Source organism: Micromonospora sp. NPDC050795 (assembly GCF_044456785.1).
In the GTDB taxonomy this organism is placed as follows: domain Bacteria; phylum Actinomycetota; class Actinomycetes; order Mycobacteriales; family Micromonosporaceae; genus Micromonospora.
In genome coordinates, this window is sequence record NZ_JBITGE010000006.1 from 131,230 (window position 1) to 147,143 (window position 15,914).

Annotated in this window: 13 protein-coding genes; all 13 read left to right on the forward strand. The window is 69.6% G+C overall.

Annotated features, from left to right (window positions below; genetic code table 11):
• The first annotated feature begins 7 nt into the window (after nucleotides 1-7).
• The 13 genes from ACIBEF_RS07730 (at nucleotide 8) to nuoN (ending at nucleotide 15,894) form a co-directional block, all read left to right on the forward strand.
• On the forward strand, nucleotides 8-685 hold the full coding sequence (locus ACIBEF_RS07730) for an NADH-quinone oxidoreductase subunit B family protein (protein ID WP_124821345.1): 678 nt from the start codon (nucleotides 8-10) through the stop codon (nucleotides 683-685).
• Complete coding sequence (locus ACIBEF_RS07735) at nucleotides 682-1,419, forward strand: NADH-quinone oxidoreductase subunit C (protein WP_396792126.1); 738 nt, start codon at nucleotides 682-684, stop codon at nucleotides 1,417-1,419. Before ACIBEF_RS07730 ends, ACIBEF_RS07735 begins: the two co-directional genes overlap by 4 nt.
• Nucleotides 1,416-2,741, forward strand: coding sequence for an NADH-quinone oxidoreductase subunit D (locus ACIBEF_RS07740; protein ID WP_357196569.1), 1,326 nt, complete (start codon nucleotides 1,416-1,418; stop codon nucleotides 2,739-2,741). Before ACIBEF_RS07735 ends, ACIBEF_RS07740 begins: the two co-directional genes overlap by 4 nt.
• A complete protein-coding gene (gene nuoE / locus ACIBEF_RS07745; RefSeq protein ID WP_396792128.1) occupies nucleotides 2,738-3,916 on the forward strand; it encodes an NADH-quinone oxidoreductase subunit NuoE in 1,179 nt (392 codons plus the stop codon). The genes ACIBEF_RS07740 and nuoE overlap by 4 nt, the downstream gene beginning before the upstream one ends.
• A complete protein-coding gene (nuoF, locus tag ACIBEF_RS07750) occupies nucleotides 3,913-5,229 on the forward strand; it encodes an NADH-quinone oxidoreductase subunit NuoF (RefSeq protein WP_112585688.1) in 1,317 nt (438 codons plus the stop codon). Before nuoE ends, nuoF begins: the two co-directional genes overlap by 4 nt.
• Nucleotides 5,229-7,730, forward strand: coding sequence for an NADH-quinone oxidoreductase subunit G (locus ACIBEF_RS07755; RefSeq protein WP_396792131.1), 2,502 nt, complete (start codon nucleotides 5,229-5,231; stop codon nucleotides 7,728-7,730). The genes nuoF and ACIBEF_RS07755 overlap by 1 nt, the downstream gene beginning before the upstream one ends.
• Entirely contained in the window at nucleotides 7,727-9,079 is a 1,353-nt protein-coding gene (gene nuoH, locus ACIBEF_RS07760; protein ID WP_396792133.1) for an NADH-quinone oxidoreductase subunit NuoH, read from the forward strand. The genes ACIBEF_RS07755 and nuoH overlap by 4 nt, the downstream gene beginning before the upstream one ends.
• Nucleotide 9,080: 1 nt before the next feature.
• Nucleotides 9,081-9,722, forward strand: a complete 642-nt coding sequence (gene nuoI / locus ACIBEF_RS07765; RefSeq protein WP_396792135.1) for an NADH-quinone oxidoreductase subunit NuoI — start codon at nucleotides 9,081-9,083, stop codon at nucleotides 9,720-9,722.
• Nucleotides 9,719-10,489, forward strand: coding sequence for an NADH-quinone oxidoreductase subunit J (locus tag ACIBEF_RS07770; RefSeq protein WP_396792137.1), 771 nt, complete (start codon nucleotides 9,719-9,721; stop codon nucleotides 10,487-10,489). The genes nuoI and ACIBEF_RS07770 overlap by 4 nt, the downstream gene beginning before the upstream one ends.
• Nucleotides 10,489-10,806: an NADH-quinone oxidoreductase subunit NuoK gene (gene nuoK, locus ACIBEF_RS07775; RefSeq protein ID WP_088951135.1), complete on the forward strand. Its 318-nt coding sequence runs from the start codon at nucleotides 10,489-10,491 to the stop codon at nucleotides 10,804-10,806. Before ACIBEF_RS07770 ends, nuoK begins: the two co-directional genes overlap by 1 nt.
• 12 nt (nucleotides 10,807-10,818) lie before the next feature.
• Nucleotides 10,819-12,744 carry an NADH-quinone oxidoreductase subunit L gene (gene nuoL / locus ACIBEF_RS07780; protein WP_396792140.1) on the forward strand — a complete coding sequence of 642 codons (1,926 nt, stop codon included), beginning with the start codon at nucleotides 10,819-10,821 and terminating at the stop codon, nucleotides 12,742-12,744.
• Between the two features lie 64 nt (nucleotides 12,745-12,808).
• Entirely contained in the window at nucleotides 12,809-14,344 is a 1,536-nt protein-coding gene (locus ACIBEF_RS07785; protein ID WP_091395550.1) for an NADH-quinone oxidoreductase subunit M, read from the forward strand.
• The gene (nuoN, locus tag ACIBEF_RS07790; protein WP_396792143.1) at nucleotides 14,341-15,894 is read left to right on the forward strand and encodes an NADH-quinone oxidoreductase subunit NuoN; all 1,554 of its coding nucleotides are present in this window, start codon (nucleotides 14,341-14,343) and stop codon (nucleotides 15,892-15,894) included. Before ACIBEF_RS07785 ends, nuoN begins: the two co-directional genes overlap by 4 nt.
• The last annotated feature ends 20 nt before the right edge of the window (nucleotides 15,895-15,914 follow it).

Here is a 15,914-nt window from a genome sequence, read left to right on the forward strand (position 1 = left end):
ACGTCAGATGGGCATCGAGGAGAAGCTTCCCGCCGGCGTCCTGCTCACCTCGGTGGAGAAGCTGGTCAACTGGTCTCGGAAGTCGTCCGTGTGGGGCGCCACCTTCGGCCTGGCCTGCTGCGCCATCGAGATGATGGCCGCCGGTGGTCCGCACTACGACATGGGCCGCTGGGGCATGGAGGTCTTCCGGGCGTCGCCCCGGCAGGCCGACCTGATGATCGTGGCCGGCCGGGTGAGTCAGAAGATGGCCCCGGTGCTGCGCCAGATCTACGACCAGATGGCCGAGCCGCGCTGGGTGCTCTCGATGGGCGTCTGCGCCAGCAGCGGCGGCATGTTCAACAACTACGCCATCGTGCAGGGCGTCGACCACGTGGTGCCGGTCGACATGTACCTGCCCGGCTGCCCGCCCCGGCCGGAGATGCTCATCGACGCGATCCTCAAGCTCCGCGAGAAGATCATGTATGAGCCGCTGGGCCCGAACGGCCGCAAGATGCTGGCGGCCCGCCAGGAGCGCGGCGACGTTCCGATCGTCCCCTACGGCTCGATGCCCTCCTCGTACCGCAGCGACAAGGCCCGGCGCGCCGAGTGGACCCGGGCGGTCCGCGAGGGCCGCGAGGAGCAACTGCGCATCGAGAACTGGATGAACGCTCAGAACCACCTCCACCCGCAGGCAGGCCCGAAATGACGTCACCCACCGGCAAGCCAAACGACGGCGGGGTGCCGGTACCGGTCACTCCGGTCGGCGCCAGTAGCACCGCCCCGGCGGAGTACCCGCCGGCCAGCCCGGCGGGGCGCGGCATGTTCGGCAACCAGGGCACCGGCGACGTGTCCGGCTACGGCGGTCTGGTCCGCCAGCGCCAGCCCATCGAAGAGGCGTCCCGGCCGTACGGGGGCTACTTCGACGAGGTCCGCGACGCGCTGGAGGAGGCGTACCCGGCCTTCAACGACGCCATCGAGAAGGTGGTGGTCGACCGGGGCGAGCTGACCCTGCACGTACGCCCGGAGCGGATCGCCGAGGTGTGTCAGGTGATGCGGGACGACCTGGCGCTGCGCTTCGAGCTGTGCTCCTCGGTGTCCGGTGCGGACTACCTCGGTGCCGATGAGCGTCGGCTGCACGTGGTCTACCTGCTCACCTCGATGACGTACCGGCGGCGGGTCCGGCTGGAGGCCGCGGTCTCCGTCGAAGCCCCGCACCTGCCCAGCGTGACCGCCGTCTACCCGACGGCGGACTGGCAGGAGCGCGAGGCGTACGACATGTTCGGCATCGTCTTCGACGGCCACCCCAACCTGACCCGGATCCTCATGCCGGACGACTGGGAGGGCCACCCGCAGCGTAAGGACTACCCGCTCGGCGGCGTCCCCGTCGAGTACAAGGGCGCGGAGATCCAGCCGCCGAGCGAGCGGAGGTCGTACCAGTGACGACGTCGAACTACGCCAGCGAGCGCGAGACCGACGAGGGTCGGGTCTTCACCGTCACCGGTGGGGACTGGGACACCATCGTCTCGGGCACCGACCCGATCAACGACGAGCGGATCGTCGTCAACATGGGTCCGCAGCACCCGTCCACGCACGGGGTGCTGCGGTTGATCCTGGAGCTGGAGGGCGAGACGGTCCGCGAGGCCCGCTCGGTCATCGGCTACCTGCACACCGGCATCGAGAAGAACCTCGAATACCGCAACTGGGTCCAGGGTTCGACGTTCGTGACCCGGATGGACTACCTCGCCCCGATCTTCAACGAGACGGCGTACGCCCTCGCGGTCGAGAAGCTGCTCGGCATCACCGACGACATCACCGAGCGGGCCACCACGATCCGCGTGCTGATGATGGAGCTCAACCGGATCTCGTCGCACCTGGTCTGGCTGGCCACCACCGGCATGGAGCTGGGCGCGATCTCGATCATGTTGTACGGCTTCCGCGAGCGGGAGTACATCCTCGACATCTTCGAGACCATCACCGGCCTGCGCATGAACCACGCGTACGTGCGGCCGGGCGGTGTGGCGCAGGACGTGCCGGACGAGGCGATCGTCAAGATCCGCGAGTTCCTCAAGATGATGCCGAAGAAGCTCAAGGAGTACGAGGACCTCCTCTCCGGCCAGCCGATCTGGACCGAGCGGACGAAGGGCGTCGCGGTGCTGGACGTCACCGGCTGCGTGGCGCTCGGCATCACCGGTCCGGTGCTGCGCTCCGCCGGCCTCGCCTGGGACCTGCGCAAGACCATGCCGTACTGCGGCTACGAGACGTACGAGTTCGACGTGCCGACCCACCCCGACGGTGACGTGTGGGGCCGCTACCAGGTCCGGCTCGCCGAGATCCGGGAGTCGATGAAGCTGGTCGAGCAGGCGCTGGACCGGCTTCGTCCCGGCCCGGTGATGGTCGCCGACCGCAAGATCGCCTGGCCGGCGCAGCTCGCCATCGGCGTGGACGGCATGGGCAACTCGCTGGAGCACGTCGCGAAGATCATGGGTCAGTCGATGGAGTCGCTGATCCACCACTTCAAGCTGGTGACCGAGGGCTTCCGGGTCCCGCCCGGCCAGGTGTACGTCGCCATCGAGGCGCCCCGCGGCGAGCTGGGCGTCCACGCGGTCTCCGACGGCGGCACCCGGCCCTACCGGGTGCACTACCGGGAGCCCAGCTTCGTCAACCTGCAGGCCCTCCCGGCGATGGCCGAGGGCGGTCTGATCGCCGACGTGATCGCCGGCGGTGCCTCGTTGGACCCGGTGATGGGTGGGTGTGACCGATGACGACGACTTTCACTGACGAGACCCGGGAGCGGGCGCGCGACATCATCGCCCGTTACCCGGCGGACCGGTCCCGCTCGGCGCTGCTGCCGCTGCTGCACCTGGTGCAGGCCGAAGAGGGGTACGTCTCCCCGGCCGGGGTCGCGTTCTGCGCCGAGGTGCTGGGGCTGAACAAGGCCCAGGTCGGCGCGGTGGCCACCTTCTACACGATGTACAAGCGCAAGCCGACCGGCGACTTCCTGGTCAGCGTCTGCACCAACACGATGTGCAACGTGCTCGGTGGCCAGGAGGTCTACGACACCCTCGCCGAGCACCTGGGCGTCGGGCACGACGAGACCACGGCGGACGGCACGATCACGCTGGAGCACGCCGAGTGCCTGGCGGCGTGTGACTACGGCCCGGTGATGACCGTCAACTACGACTTCTTCGACGGCGTGGACGCCTCCACCGCGGTCGGTGTGGTGGACGAGTTGCGGGCCGGCGGTCGGCCGATGCCGACCCGGGGCGCCCGGCTCTGCACGCTGAAGGAGATGGCGGTGCAGCTCGCCGGTTTCGCCGACGAGCGCGACGGTGCGGTCGCCGACGGCGGGCCGGGCGAGCCCACCCTGCGCGGGCTGCGGCTGGCCCAGCAGCACGGCGTCTCGGTGCCGGGCTTCGACCCGAACACCCCGATCCGCAGCAAGGCCGAGGCCGACAAGGCCGCCGCCGAGGCGAAGGCGAAGGCGGAGGCCGCCAAGCCGGCGCCCGTCGAGGCCAGCGCCGCGCCGGTCAAGGGCGGCGACGGGGCGTCCGCCCCGACGGGGGCGGCCGGAGTCACCGGGCCGGCAGAGGCCAGTGACAGCACCACCCGGGACGTCAAGGCACCGGACGACAAGTCGCCGCAGGTGCGTACCGCCGAGACCCGGCAGCCGGACGCGACAGTGCCGGACGTGAACGCGGCAGTGCCGGACGCCCCCGGCACGAAGGTTCCGACGGACGGCTCCGGCACCGCGCCCGTGGCTGGCGACGCGCGGTCGGCCGAGGCCGCCGGCGTGGCGGCCAACGCGCCGGCCAGCGACGGCAAGCCCGCCGGCGACGAGGCCGGGGCGCAGGAGCGCAACCTCACCGAAGCGAAGGCTGGGACGGACGCCGACGGCGCCGGACCGGCGGACGCGAACGAAACGGGGGCCCAGAAGTGACCACTCCCCGCCCGGAGACGCTGGCCAAGCTGACGCCGGTGCTGACCAAGCGCTGGCTGTCGCCGGACGCCTGGCGTATCGGCACGTACGAGCAGTTGGACGGCTACGCCGCGCTGCGCAAGGCGCTCAAGGCCCACCCGGACGACCTGATCCAGCTGATCAAGGACTCCGGGCTGCGGGGCCGGGGCGGCGCGGGCTTCCCGACCGGCCTCAAGTGGGGCTTCATCCCGCAGGGCGACGGCAAGCCGCACTACCTGGTGGTCAACGCCGACGAGGGTGAGCCGGGCACCTGCAAGGACCTGCCGCTGATGACCCACGACCCGCACGCGCTGGTCGAGGGCGTCATCATCGCCTCGTACGCGATCCGGGCCGCCCGCGCCTACATCTACATCCGGGGCGAGGCGGTGCACGCCGCGCGCCGGCTGCGCAACGCGGTCCAGGAGGCGTACGACAAGGGTTACCTGGGCCGGAACATCCTGCGCAGTGGCTACGACCTGGAGCTGGTGGTGCACTCCGGCGCCGGGGCGTACATCTGCGGCGAGGAGACGGCGCTGCTGGACTCGCTGGAGGGGTTCCGGGGTCAGCCCCGGCTGCGCCCGCCGTTCCCGGCCACCCACGGCCTGTACGCGAGCCCGACGGTGGTGAACAACGTCGGCACCATCGCCAGTGTGCCGCCGATCGTGCTCGGTGGGGCCGACTGGTGGAAGAGCATGGGCACCGAGAAGTCCTCCGGGCCGATGATCTACTCGCTCTCCGGCCGGGTCGCCAACCCGGGCCAGTACGAGTGCTCGATGGGTGTCACGCTGCGCGAGCTGCTGGAGTTGGCCGGGGGCATGCAGCCCGGCCACAACCTGCGGTTCTGGACCCCGGGCGGCTCCTCCACCCCGCTGCTCGCCGCCGAGCACCTGGACGTGCCACTGGACTTCGAGGGGGTGGCGGCGGCCGGCTCGATCCTCGGCACCACGGCCACCCAGATCTTCTCCGACCAGGACTGCCCGGTCTACGCGACGTACCGGTGGCTGGAGTTCTACCACCACGAGTCGTGCGGCAAGTGCACCCCGTGCCGTGAGGGCAACTACTGGATGGTCCGGGTCTACCGGCGGATCCTCGCCGGTCAGGGCACCCACGAAGACCTGGACACCCTGCTGGACACCTGCGACAACATCCTCGGCCGCTCGTTCTGCGGTCTGGGTGACGGCGCGACCAGCTCGGTGACCTCCTCGCTGCAGTACTTCAAGCAGGACTACCTCGACTACATCGAGGGTCGGACCGCACCCAAGCTGTCGGAGAAGACCCTGGTAGGGGCGCACTGATGACCGACGTAGCCAAGCAGACCGAGACCGTCACCCTCACCATCGACGGCGTCGAGGTCACCGCCCCCAAGGGGACGCTGCTGATCCGGGTCGCCGAGCAGATGGGCACCGAGATCCCCCGGTTCTGCGACCACCCGCTGCTGGCCCCGGCCGGCGCGTGCCGGCAGTGTCTGGTCGAGGTGGAGGGCCAGCGCAAGCCGGTCGCCTCCTGCACCCAGACCGTCGCCGACGGCATGGTCGTGCGTACCCAGATCACCTCCCCGGTCGCCAAGAAGGCGCAGGAGGGGGTGATGGAGCTGCTGCTGCTCAACCACCCGCTGGACTGCCCGATGTGTGACAAGGGCGGCGAGTGCCCGCTCCAGAACCAGGCGATGTCCACCGGCCGCACCGACTCGCGCTTCCACGAGCACAAGCGGGAGTACGAGAAGCCGATGGCGATCAGCAGCCAGGTGCTGCTGGACCGCGAGCGTTGCGTGCTCTGCCAGCGGTGCACCCGGTTCTCCGAGGAGATCGCCGGCGACAAGTTCATCGACCTGATGGGCCGGTCGTCCGCCGAGGAGATCAACATCTACCGGGACGACGCGTACGGCGAAGAGGGCGACGCCGGGGACGTCCCGTTCAACTCCTACTTCTCCGGCAACACGGTGCAGATCTGCCCGGTGGGTGCGCTGACCGGTGCCCAGTACCGTTTCCGCGCCCGCCCGTTCGACCTGGTCTCCAGCCCGAGCGTCTGCGAGCACTGCTCGGCCGGCTGCGGGCAGCGCACCGACTGGCGGCGTGGCAAGGTGCTGCGCCGGCTGGCCGGTGACGAGCCGGCGGTGAACGAGGAGTGGAACTGCGACAAGGGTCGCTGGGGCTTCCAGTACACCCGGGCCGCCGACCGCCTGACCACTCCGCTGGTCCGGGACGAGCGCACCGGTGAGCTGCGGGAGGCGTCCTGGAGTGAGGCGCTCACCGTCGCCGCCGAAGGCCTGCACATCGCTCGGGAGAGCGGGCAGGGCACCGCGGTGCTCACCGGCGGCCGGCTGACCGTCGAGGACGCGTACGCCTACGCCAAGTTCGCCCGGGTCGCGCTGAACACCAACGACATCGACTTCCGGGCCCGCCCGGTCTCCCGCGAGGAGGCCGACTTCCTGGCCAGCTCGGTCGCCGGGGTCACCGACGTCACCTACACCGACGTGGAGAACGCGCCGGCGGTGGTGCTGGTGGGCCTGGAGCCCGAGGAGGAGTGCCCGATCCTCTTCCTGCGGCTGCGCAAGGCGTACCTGAAGAAGACCCTGACCGTGTACGCGCTGGCGCCCTTCGCCACCCGCGGCCTGGAGAAGCTTGGTGCCAAGCTGGCCCGGGTGGTGCCGGGCGAGGAGGCCAGCGTGCTCGCCGAGCACGCCACGGTCAGCGAGGCGCTGAGCGCACCGGGCGCGATCCTGATCGTCGGCGAGCGGCTGGCCACCGTGCCGGGTGGACTGTCCGCCGCGGCCGACGTGGCCCGGCGTACCGGCGCGAAGCTGGCCTGGGTGCCGCGGCGCGCTGGTGACCGCGGCGCTGTCGACGCGGGCTGCCTGCCCAACCTGCTCCCTGGTGGACGCCTGGTCACCGAGCCGGCCGCTCGGGCCGAGCTGGGTGAGGCGTGGGACATCCCGGCCGGGGTGATCCCGAGCCAGGCCGGTCGGGACACCGATGGCATCCTTGCCGCGGCCGCCAACGGGCAGCTCGGCGCGCTTGTCGTCGGCGGTGTCGACCCGGCCGACCTGGCCGACCCGCGACTGGCCGAGTCCGCCCTGGACGCGGTGCCGTTCCTGGTCAGCCTCGAGCTGCGGGCCAGCGCGGTGACCCGGCGGGCGAACGTGGTGCTGCCGGTCGCCCCGGTGGCCGAGAAGGCCGGAAGCTTCCTGGACTGGGAAGGCCGGCTGCGCCCGTTCGAGGCGGTGCTGAACACCTCCGCGATGACCGACGGCCGGGTGCTCGACGCGCTGGCCGCGCTGCTCGACGTACGCCTCGGCACGGCCGATGTGCTGAGCGTGCGTCGTGAGCTGGGCACGCTGCCGGCGACGCGGATGTCCCGGCCGGCCGCGCCGTCGGTTGCACCGGGCCGGGTGCCGCAGCCGAACGCCGGGGAGGCCGTGTTGGCCACCTGGCACCAGCTGGTGGACCTCGGCACCCTGACCGAGGGCGACGAGAACCTCGCCGGGACCGCCCGCCCGCCGGTGGTCCGGCTGGGTAAGGGCACCGCCGAGGCGCTCGGTGTGGTCGACGGTGACGCGGTCACGGTCGGCACCGACCGGGGGGCGCTGACCCTGCCGGCGGAACTCACCGAGATGCCGGACGGCGTGGTCTGGCTGCCGACCAACTCACCCGGCTCGACCGTGCGGCGCAGCCTCGGGGCGACGTCCGGCGCGGTCGTCCGGATCTCCGTCCCCGCACCGAGTACGGCCATCCCGGCCGGACGCGTGGCGGCCGACGAGACCGGTCTCCCGCTCCTCAACTCCGGGGGTGCACAGTGACTCCGTCAATCCTGGCCCAGGACCCCACGCTTGCCGACTTCGGCCGGGATCCGTGGTGGCTGGTCCTCGGCAAGATTGTCTTCGCGTTCGCCTTCGGTCTGCTGGCCACCCTCCTCGGCGTCTGGTTCGAACGGCGCGTGGTCGGTTACATGCAGGTGCGGCCCGGCCCCAACCAGGTCGGCCCGTTCGGCCTGCTGCAGACCCTCGCCGACGGCCTGAAGATGGCCTTCAAGGAAGACATCCTGCCGAAGGCGGCCGACAAGGTCGTCTACTTCTTCGCCCCGACCATCTCGGTGATCTGCGCGGTCACCGCCCTGTCGGTGGTGCCGTTCGGCCCGATGGTGAGCATCTTCGGTCACCACACGCCGTTGCAGGTCACCGATGTGCCGGTGGCGGTGCTGCTGCTGCTCGCCTGCTCCTCGATGGGCGTCTACGGCATCGTGCTGGGCGGCTGGGCCTCGGGCTCGACGTACCCGCTGCTGGGTGGTCTCCGGTCGAGCGCCCAGATGATCTCGTACGAGGTCGCTATGGGGCTCAGCATCGTGGCGGTCTTCATGACCGCCGGCACGATGAGCACCAGCGGGATCGTCGCCGCTCAGGGCGACGGCACCGAGCTGACCGTCTTCGGCCAGACCATCCCGGCGCCGGGCTGGTACGCGATCCTGCTGCTGCCGAGCTTCATCATCTTCTTCATCGCCACAGTGGGTGAGACCAACCGGGCGCCGTTCGACCTGCCCGAGGCCGAGTCCGAGCTGGTCGCCGGCTTCATGACGGAATACAGCTCGCTGAAGTTCGCGCTCTTCATGCTCAGCGAGTACGTCGCGATGGTGACCATGTCCGCCGTCACCACCACGCTGTTCCTGGGCGGTTGGCGGGCACCCTGGCCGATCACCATCTGGGAGGGTGCCAACTCCGGTTGGTGGCCGATGCTCTGGTTCTTCGGCAAGGTGATCGCCCTGGTCTTCGTCTTCGTGTGGCTGCGTGGCACGCTGCCCCGGCTGCGGTACGACCAGTTCATGCGGCTCGGCTGGAAGGTGCTGCTGCCGATCAACCTGGTCTGGATCCTGGTCCTGTCGGGTCTGCGCTCCATCGAGGACTGGGACACCCGCGGCAAGGTCATCGCTGTCGGCATCCCGGCCGGCATCCTGCTGATCGCCACGATCTTCTGGCCCAGCCGGCGTCCGACGCCGAAGCCGACGACGCAGGAACAGGTCGACAACCGGCCGCACGGGAGCTTCCCGCTGCCACCGATGGATCTTCAGGTACCACCGAGCCCGCGCATCACGCGCGTGGTCGCCGAGCGGGAGCCGGCCAACATCGTTGCCGGCTCGGACTCCAGGGAGGTGTGACGTGGGCGCGATCACCGGAACGTTCAAGGGATTCGGTGTCACCTTCTCGCACATGTTCAGGAAGGTCGTCACGACCGACTACCCGTTCAAGCCGCCGGTGTCGGCGCCGCGCTACCACGGGCGGCACATCCTCAACCGGCACCCGGACGGCCTGGAAAAGTGCATCGGCTGCGAGCTGTGCGCCTGGGCCTGCCCGGCGGACGCGATCTACGTCGAGGGTGGCGACAACACCGACGAGGAGCGCTTCTCGCCGGGTGAGCGGTACGCCAGCATCTACCAGATCAACTACGCCCGCTGCATCTTCTGCGGGCTGTGCATCGAGGCCTGCCCGACCCGGTCGCTCACCATGAGCAACGAGTACGAGTTGGCCCGGGACAACCGGCAGGACCTGATCTTCACCAAGGAGCAGTTGCTCGCGCCGTTGCTGGAGGGCATGGAGCAGCCTCCGCACCCGATGCGGCTGGGTGACAGCGAGAAGGACTACTACGTCGGCGCGCTGGACAACCCGGGCACCTCCGCCGGTGCGGAGGCGTCCCCGATGGGCCCCGGCCGCTATCAGGTCGAGGAGCACCCCGGCGTGACGTTCCCGGGCGCCGAGCAGGCCGCCCAGCGCGTGGCGGCCGGCAAGGGAGAGGGAGCATGACCACGTCTACGGTGCTCGCCGCGGCGGGTTCGGTCTCCACCGGTGAGGCGGTCACCTTCTGGATCCTCGCCCCGCTCGCGCTGATCGGCGGGATCGGGATGGTGGCCGCGCGCAACGCCGTGCACTCGGCGCTGTGGCTGGTGCTGACAATGCTCTGCCTGGGCGTGTTCTACGTGCTCCAGGCCGGCCCGTTCATCGGCATGGTGCAGATCATCGTCTACACCGGTGCGATCATGATGCTGTTCCTCTTCGTGCTGATGCTGGTCGGCAGGGACTCCACGGACTCGCTCATCGAGACGCTGCGCGGCCAGCGCGTCGCCGCGATCGTGCTCGGCCTGGGCTTCGCCGGTCTGGTCGGCACCGGCCTCTACCAGGCGCTGGACCGGACCAACACCGCCGGTCTGGAGCAGGTCAACGCCGAGGGGAACGTGCAGGGCATCGCCCGGCTGCTGTTCACCAAGTACGTCTTCGCGTTCGAGCTGACCTCGGCGCTGCTGATCACCGCGGCGGTCGGTGCCATGGTGCTGGCCCACGTCGAGCGGCGTAAGCAGGACAAGGTCGACCAGGTGTCCACCATGAAGGCACGCTTCGCCCCGGGCAACTACCCCGGCCCGAAGCCGGGCCCCGGCGTCTTCGCGACCTCCTCCTCGGTGGCCACCCCGGCCCGGCTGCCCGACGGCCGCCTGACCGACCGCAGCACCCCGGCGATCCTTCCGCAGCGCGAGCTGACCGCCGAGGAGACCTCGCTGAAGGGGACGGACAAGTAATGGGAACGTTCTTCTCGGTCGAGCCGACCTACTACCTCGTGCTCGCCGCGGTGCTGTTCACCATCGGCGCCGCCGGGGTGCTGATCCGGCGCAACGCGATCGTGCTGTTCATGTGCGTGGAACTGATGCTCAACGCGGCCAACCTGACGCTGGTCACCTTCAGCCGGATCAACGGTGACCTCAACGGCCAGATCATGGCGTTCTTCGTGATGGTGGTGGCGGCGGCCGAGGTCGTGGTCGGGCTCGCGATCATCATGTCCATCTTCCGGACGCGACGCTCGGCGAGTGTCGACGACGCCAACCTGCTCAAGTACTAGAGGGGTCCACCGGTGGAAGAGACTGTGGAATACGCCCAGGCCACGGGGCTGCTTGGGGGCGTCTGGCTGCTGGTGGCGATCCCGCTGCTCAGCGCGGCAATCCTGCTGCTGCTCGGCCGCCGGGCCGACCGCTGGGGGCACTGGTTGGGCGTCGCCGCCATCGGCGCCGCGTTCGTGCTCGGCCTGAGCTTCTTCTTCCAGCTGCGTGGCCTGGAGAACAAGTCCGTCGAGCTGAGCCTCTGGGACTTCATCGCCGTCGGTGATCTGCGCGTCGACTTCGGCCTGCTGTTCGACCCGCTGGCCGCGGTCTTCGTACTGCTGATCACCGGGGTGGGTTTCCTGATCCACCTGTACGCGGTGGAGTACATGTCGCACGACGCGGGCCGTCGTCGGTTCTTCGCGTACTTCAACCTGTTCGTCGCGGCGATGCTGCTGCTGGTGCTCGGCAACAACTACGTGATGCTGTACTTCGGCTGGGAGGGCGTCGGTCTGGCGTCGTACCTGCTGATCTCCTTCTGGACCGAGCGGCCGAGCGCGGCCACCGCCGGCAAGAAGGCGTTCCTGATGAACCGGGTCGGCGACACCGGCCTGGCCATCGGCATCTTCATCATGTTCGCCACCCTGGGCACCACCCAGTACGACGAGGTGTTCAACGGTGTCGGCGCGCTGACCGGCACCACGGTGCTGGTCCTCGGCCTGTTGCTGCTGCTCGGGGCGGCCGGCAAGTCCGGTCAGTTCCCGCTCCAGGCGTGGTTGCCGGACGCGATGGAGGGCCCGACCCCCGTGTCGGCGCTCATCCACGCCGCCACCATGGTCACCGCTGGCGTCTACCTGATCGCCCGGTCCAACCCGATCTTCTCGGCCAACTCGACGCTGCAACTCGTGGTGGTCAGCGTCGGCGCGCTCACCCTGCTGATCGGCTGCATCATTGGTGCGGCAAAGGACGACATCAAGCGGGTGCTCGCCTGGTCGACGGTGAGCCAGATCGGCTACATGTTCCTCGGTGTCGGCCTCGGCGGTGCGGCGTACGCGCTGGCCATCGTGCACCTGCTGGCGCACGGCTTCTTCAAGGCCAACATGTTCCTGGGCGCGGGCTCGGTCATGCACGGAATGAAGGACCAGGTCGACATCCGCCGCTTCGGTGGGCTGTCCAAGTACATGAAGATCACCTGGTTGACCTTCATGATGGGTTGGCTGGCCATCATCGGCATGTTCCCCTTCTCCGGCTTCTTCTCCAAGGAGCCGATCATCGTGGCCGCCTTCGAGCGGGAGGACTGGACCGCCTGGCTCTTCGGCGGTGCGGCACTGCTCGGCGCCGGACTCACCGCGTTCTACATGACGCGGCTGTTCGTCCTCACCTTCCATGGGCCGCAGCGGTGGACCGAGGACATCGAGCACCCGCACGAGTCGCCGAAGCTGATGACCATCCCGCTGATCCTGCTGGCGGTCGGGTCGGTCGGCGCCGGCTTCCTGCTCGCCACGTCCGTTCCGGACTGGCTGACGGAGACCGCCGGACTGGGCGGCGAGCACGCGGAGCACGAGGCGGTCCTCTCGCACACCGTGATCACCATCCTGTCGCTGCTGGTGACCGTGCTCGGTGCCGGGCTCGCCTGGTTCCTGTTCCGCGCCGGCACCGCCACCGCGCCGCAGCCGGCCGGGGTGCTGGTCACCGCCGCCCGGCGCAACCTCTACACCGACACGGTCAACGAGGCGGTCTTCGAGAAGCCGGGCATCTTCCTCACCCGGGCGCTGGTGTACCTCGACAACCGGGGCATCGACGGGCTCGTCAACGGGCTCGCCGCCGCGGTCGGCGGGGGCTCGGGTCGCCTCCGTCGGATGCAGACCGGCTTTGTCCGCTCGTACGCCACCTCGATCCTGGCCGGCGCGCTGCTGGTGATGGCGGCGTTCCTGGCGGTGCAGGCGGGGTGGTTGGCGTGATCGACCTCTTTCCGGCCGCCCCCGCCGGCGGACCACGCAGTGACGACGGAGGTAAGGCCGCATAATGTCCAACTTCCCGTTCCTCTCGGTGCTCACCGTGGCGCCGCTGGTGGGCGCCCTGGTGGTGGCCTTCCTGCCGCGCCACCGCCCGGAGCTGGCCAAGCAGGTGGCGTTCGCCTGGTCGCTGCTCGTGCTGGTGCTCTCGGTGGTGATGTGGGTCAGCTTCAACGCCGGCGGTGACCGGTTCCAGTTCCGCGAGTCGTACTCCTGGATCCCGAACTGGGGGGTCAGCTTCACCTTCGCCGCCGACGGCATCGCGCTGGTGATGCTGATGCTGATCGCGGTGCTGGTGCCGCTGGTGATCCTGGCGTCCTGGCATGACGCGGAGTCGTCGAAGCGGTCGGTGCCCGTCTACTTCGCGCTGCTGCTGGTCCTCGAGTGCACGATGATCGGCGTCTTCGCAGCCGCCGACGTCTTCCTGTTCTACGTGTTCTTCGAGGTCATGCTGGTGCCGATGTACTTCCTCATCGGCAGCTACGGCGGCCACCAGCGGCAGTACGCGGCGGTGAAGTTCTTCCTCTACTCGCTCGTCGGCGGTCTGTTCATGCTGGCCGCGGTGATCGGCCTGTGGGTGGTCGGCGGGAAGACCTTCGACTGGCAGGCGCTCTCACAGGTCGACATCAGCACCGGCACCGAGCGGTGGCTGTTCCTCGGCTTCTTCCTCGCGTTCGCCATCAAGGCGCCGTTCTTCCCGTTCCACACCTGGTTGCCCGACGCCGGTGGCGCTGCCCCGGCGGGGGCGGCGGCGCTGCTCGTCGGCGTGCTGGACAAGGTCGGCACCTTCGGCATCCTGCGCTACTGCCTGCCGCTGTTCCCGGAGGCGTCGAAGTGGTTCGCGCCGTGGGCGCTGGCCCTGGGCGTGATCGGCATTGTCTACGCCGCGCTGCTGGCGGTCGGCCAGAACGACCTCAAGCGGCTGGTGTCGTACACCTCGATCGCGCACTTCGGCTTCATCGGCGTGGGCATCTTCGCCTTCACCACCCAGGCCGGCACCGGCGCGGTGCTCTACATGCTCAACCACGGGCTGGCCACCGGCCTGCTCTTCCTGGTGGTGGGCATGCTGATCTCCCGGCGTGGTTCGTCGCTGATCAGCGACTTCGGTGGTGCCGGCAAGCTCGTCCCGGTGCTCGCCGGGGTGCTCTTCTTCGCCGGTCTCGCCTCGCTCGCGCTGCCCGGCACGGCGCCGTTCATCTCCGAGTTCCTGGTGCTGATCGGCACGTTCACGGTGAACAAGCCGGTCGCGGTCATCGCCACGCTCGGCATCATCCTGGCCGCCGCGTACGTGTTGTGGATGGTGCAGCGCACCACCCAGGGCACCCTCAACCCGGCGCTGACCGAGGTCGACGGCATGCGCCGGGACCTCAACCTGCGCGAGAAGGTCGTGGTCGCCCCGCTGATCGCGCTGATCGTGCTGCTCGGCTTCTTCCCCAAGCCGGTCACTGACGTGATCAACCCCGCCGTCCAGGCGACAATGGACGACATCGGCAGAACCGACCCGGCGCCGTCCGTGGGCGGCACCGTCCAGGAGGCGGCAAAGTGACCGAGTTGAAGCTGCCGTCGATCGACTATGCGGCGATCTCTCCGATCCTGATCATGCTGGGCACCGCGTTGCTCGGCGTGCTGGTCGAGGCCCTGGTGCCTCGTCGCTGGCGGCACGTGGTGCAGTTGACGCTGGCGCTGCTCGCCGTGCTCGCGGCACTGACCATGGTGGTCCTCAGCGCCGACGAGCGGATCATCACGGCGGGTCAGGCGCTCGCGATCGACGGGCCGACGCTCTTCCTCCAGGGCGCGATCCTGGTGCTGGCGGCCATGGCGCTGCTGCTGATCGGTGACCGCTCGGTCGAGCGCGGCGGGGCGTTCGTCGCCCAGGCCGCGGTGACCGCGGAGTCGGCCGACGACCGGCGGCAGGCCGAGGGTCGCAACGGCCTCACCGAGGTCTACCCGCTGACCACGTTCGCGATCGGCGGCATGCTGATCTTCGTGGCGGCGAACGACCTGCTGACCATGTTCATCGCCCTCGAGGTCTTCTCCCTGCCGCTCTACCTGCTCTGCGCGCTGGCCCGTCGCCGGCGTCTGTTGAGCCAGGAGGCGGCGATGAAGTACTTCCTGCTCGGCGCGTACGCCTCGGCGTTCTTCCTGTTCGGCGTGGCCCTGATCTACGGCTTCACCGCCGGAATCCCGGGCCGCCCGGCCGGCGTCGACTTCGCCACCATCCACGCGGCGGTGGGCGAGTCTCCGGCCAGTCCGGTTCTGCTCTTCGCCGGCATGGCGCTGCTCGCCATCGGTCTGCTCTTCAAGGCCGCCGCAGCCCCGTTCCACGTCTGGACCCCGGACGTCTACCAGGGCGCTCCGACCCCGGTCACCGGGTTCATGGCGGCCTGCACCAAGGTCGCCGCGTTCGGTGCCCTGCTGCGCGTCTTCCAGGTCGCGTTCGCCGACGCCAACTGGGACTTCACCCCGGTCCTCGGCGCGGTGGCGGTGCTGACGATGCTCATCGGCGCGGTGCTCGCGGTCACCCAGACCGACATCAAGCGGCTGCTCGCGTACTCCTCGATCGCCAACGCCGGCTACCTGCTGGTCGGTGTGTTGGCGCCGAGCCGCGACGGGCTGGCCGGCACGATGTTCTACCTGGTCGCGTACGGCTTCTCGGTGCTGGCCGCGTTCGCCGTGGTGACGCTGGTACGCGACGAGGACGGCGAGGCCACCCACCTGTCCCGCTGGGCCGGGCTGGGCCGCCGGTCGCCGTTCTTCGCCGCGCTGTTCACGTTCATCCTGCTGGCCTTCGCTGGTATTCCGCTGACCAGCGGCTTCACCAGCAAGTTCGCCATCTTCGGGCCGGCGCTGGAGGGTGGCCAGGCCTGGCTGGTGATCGCCGGTGTGCTGACCAGCATGATTCTGGCGTTCCCGTACCTGCGGGTCGTGGTGATGATGTGGCTCTCCGAGCCGGGCGAGTCCACCCCGACCGTCACGGTGCCCGGTGGGCTCACCGCCGCCGCGCTGATGATCGGTGTGCTGGCGACCCTGGTGTTGGGTGTCGCCCCGGCGCCGCTGCTCGACCTGGCCACCGGAGCTGCCGAATTCGTTCGATGACCGAAGGATCGATCACTGGG

Coding starts and splice junctions, on each gene's coding strand:
- ACIBEF_RS07730 (WP_124821345.1), top strand. CDS start 8: ATGGGCATCGAGGAGAAGCTTCCCGCCGGCGTCCTGCTCACCTCGGTG.
- ACIBEF_RS07735 (WP_396792126.1), top strand. CDS start 682: ATGACGTCACCCACCGGCAAGCCAAACGACGGCGGGGTGCCGGTACCG.
- nuoE (WP_396792128.1), top strand. CDS start 2,738: ATGACGACGACTTTCACTGACGAGACCCGGGAGCGGGCGCGCGACATC.
- ACIBEF_RS07755 (WP_396792131.1), top strand. CDS start 5,229: ATGACCGACGTAGCCAAGCAGACCGAGACCGTCACCCTCACCATCGAC.
- ACIBEF_RS07770 (WP_396792137.1), top strand. CDS start 9,719: ATGACCACGTCTACGGTGCTCGCCGCGGCGGGTTCGGTCTCCACCGGT.
- nuoK (WP_088951135.1), top strand. CDS start 10,489: ATGGGAACGTTCTTCTCGGTCGAGCCGACCTACTACCTCGTGCTCGCC.
- ACIBEF_RS07785 (WP_091395550.1), top strand. CDS start 12,809: ATGTCCAACTTCCCGTTCCTCTCGGTGCTCACCGTGGCGCCGCTGGTG.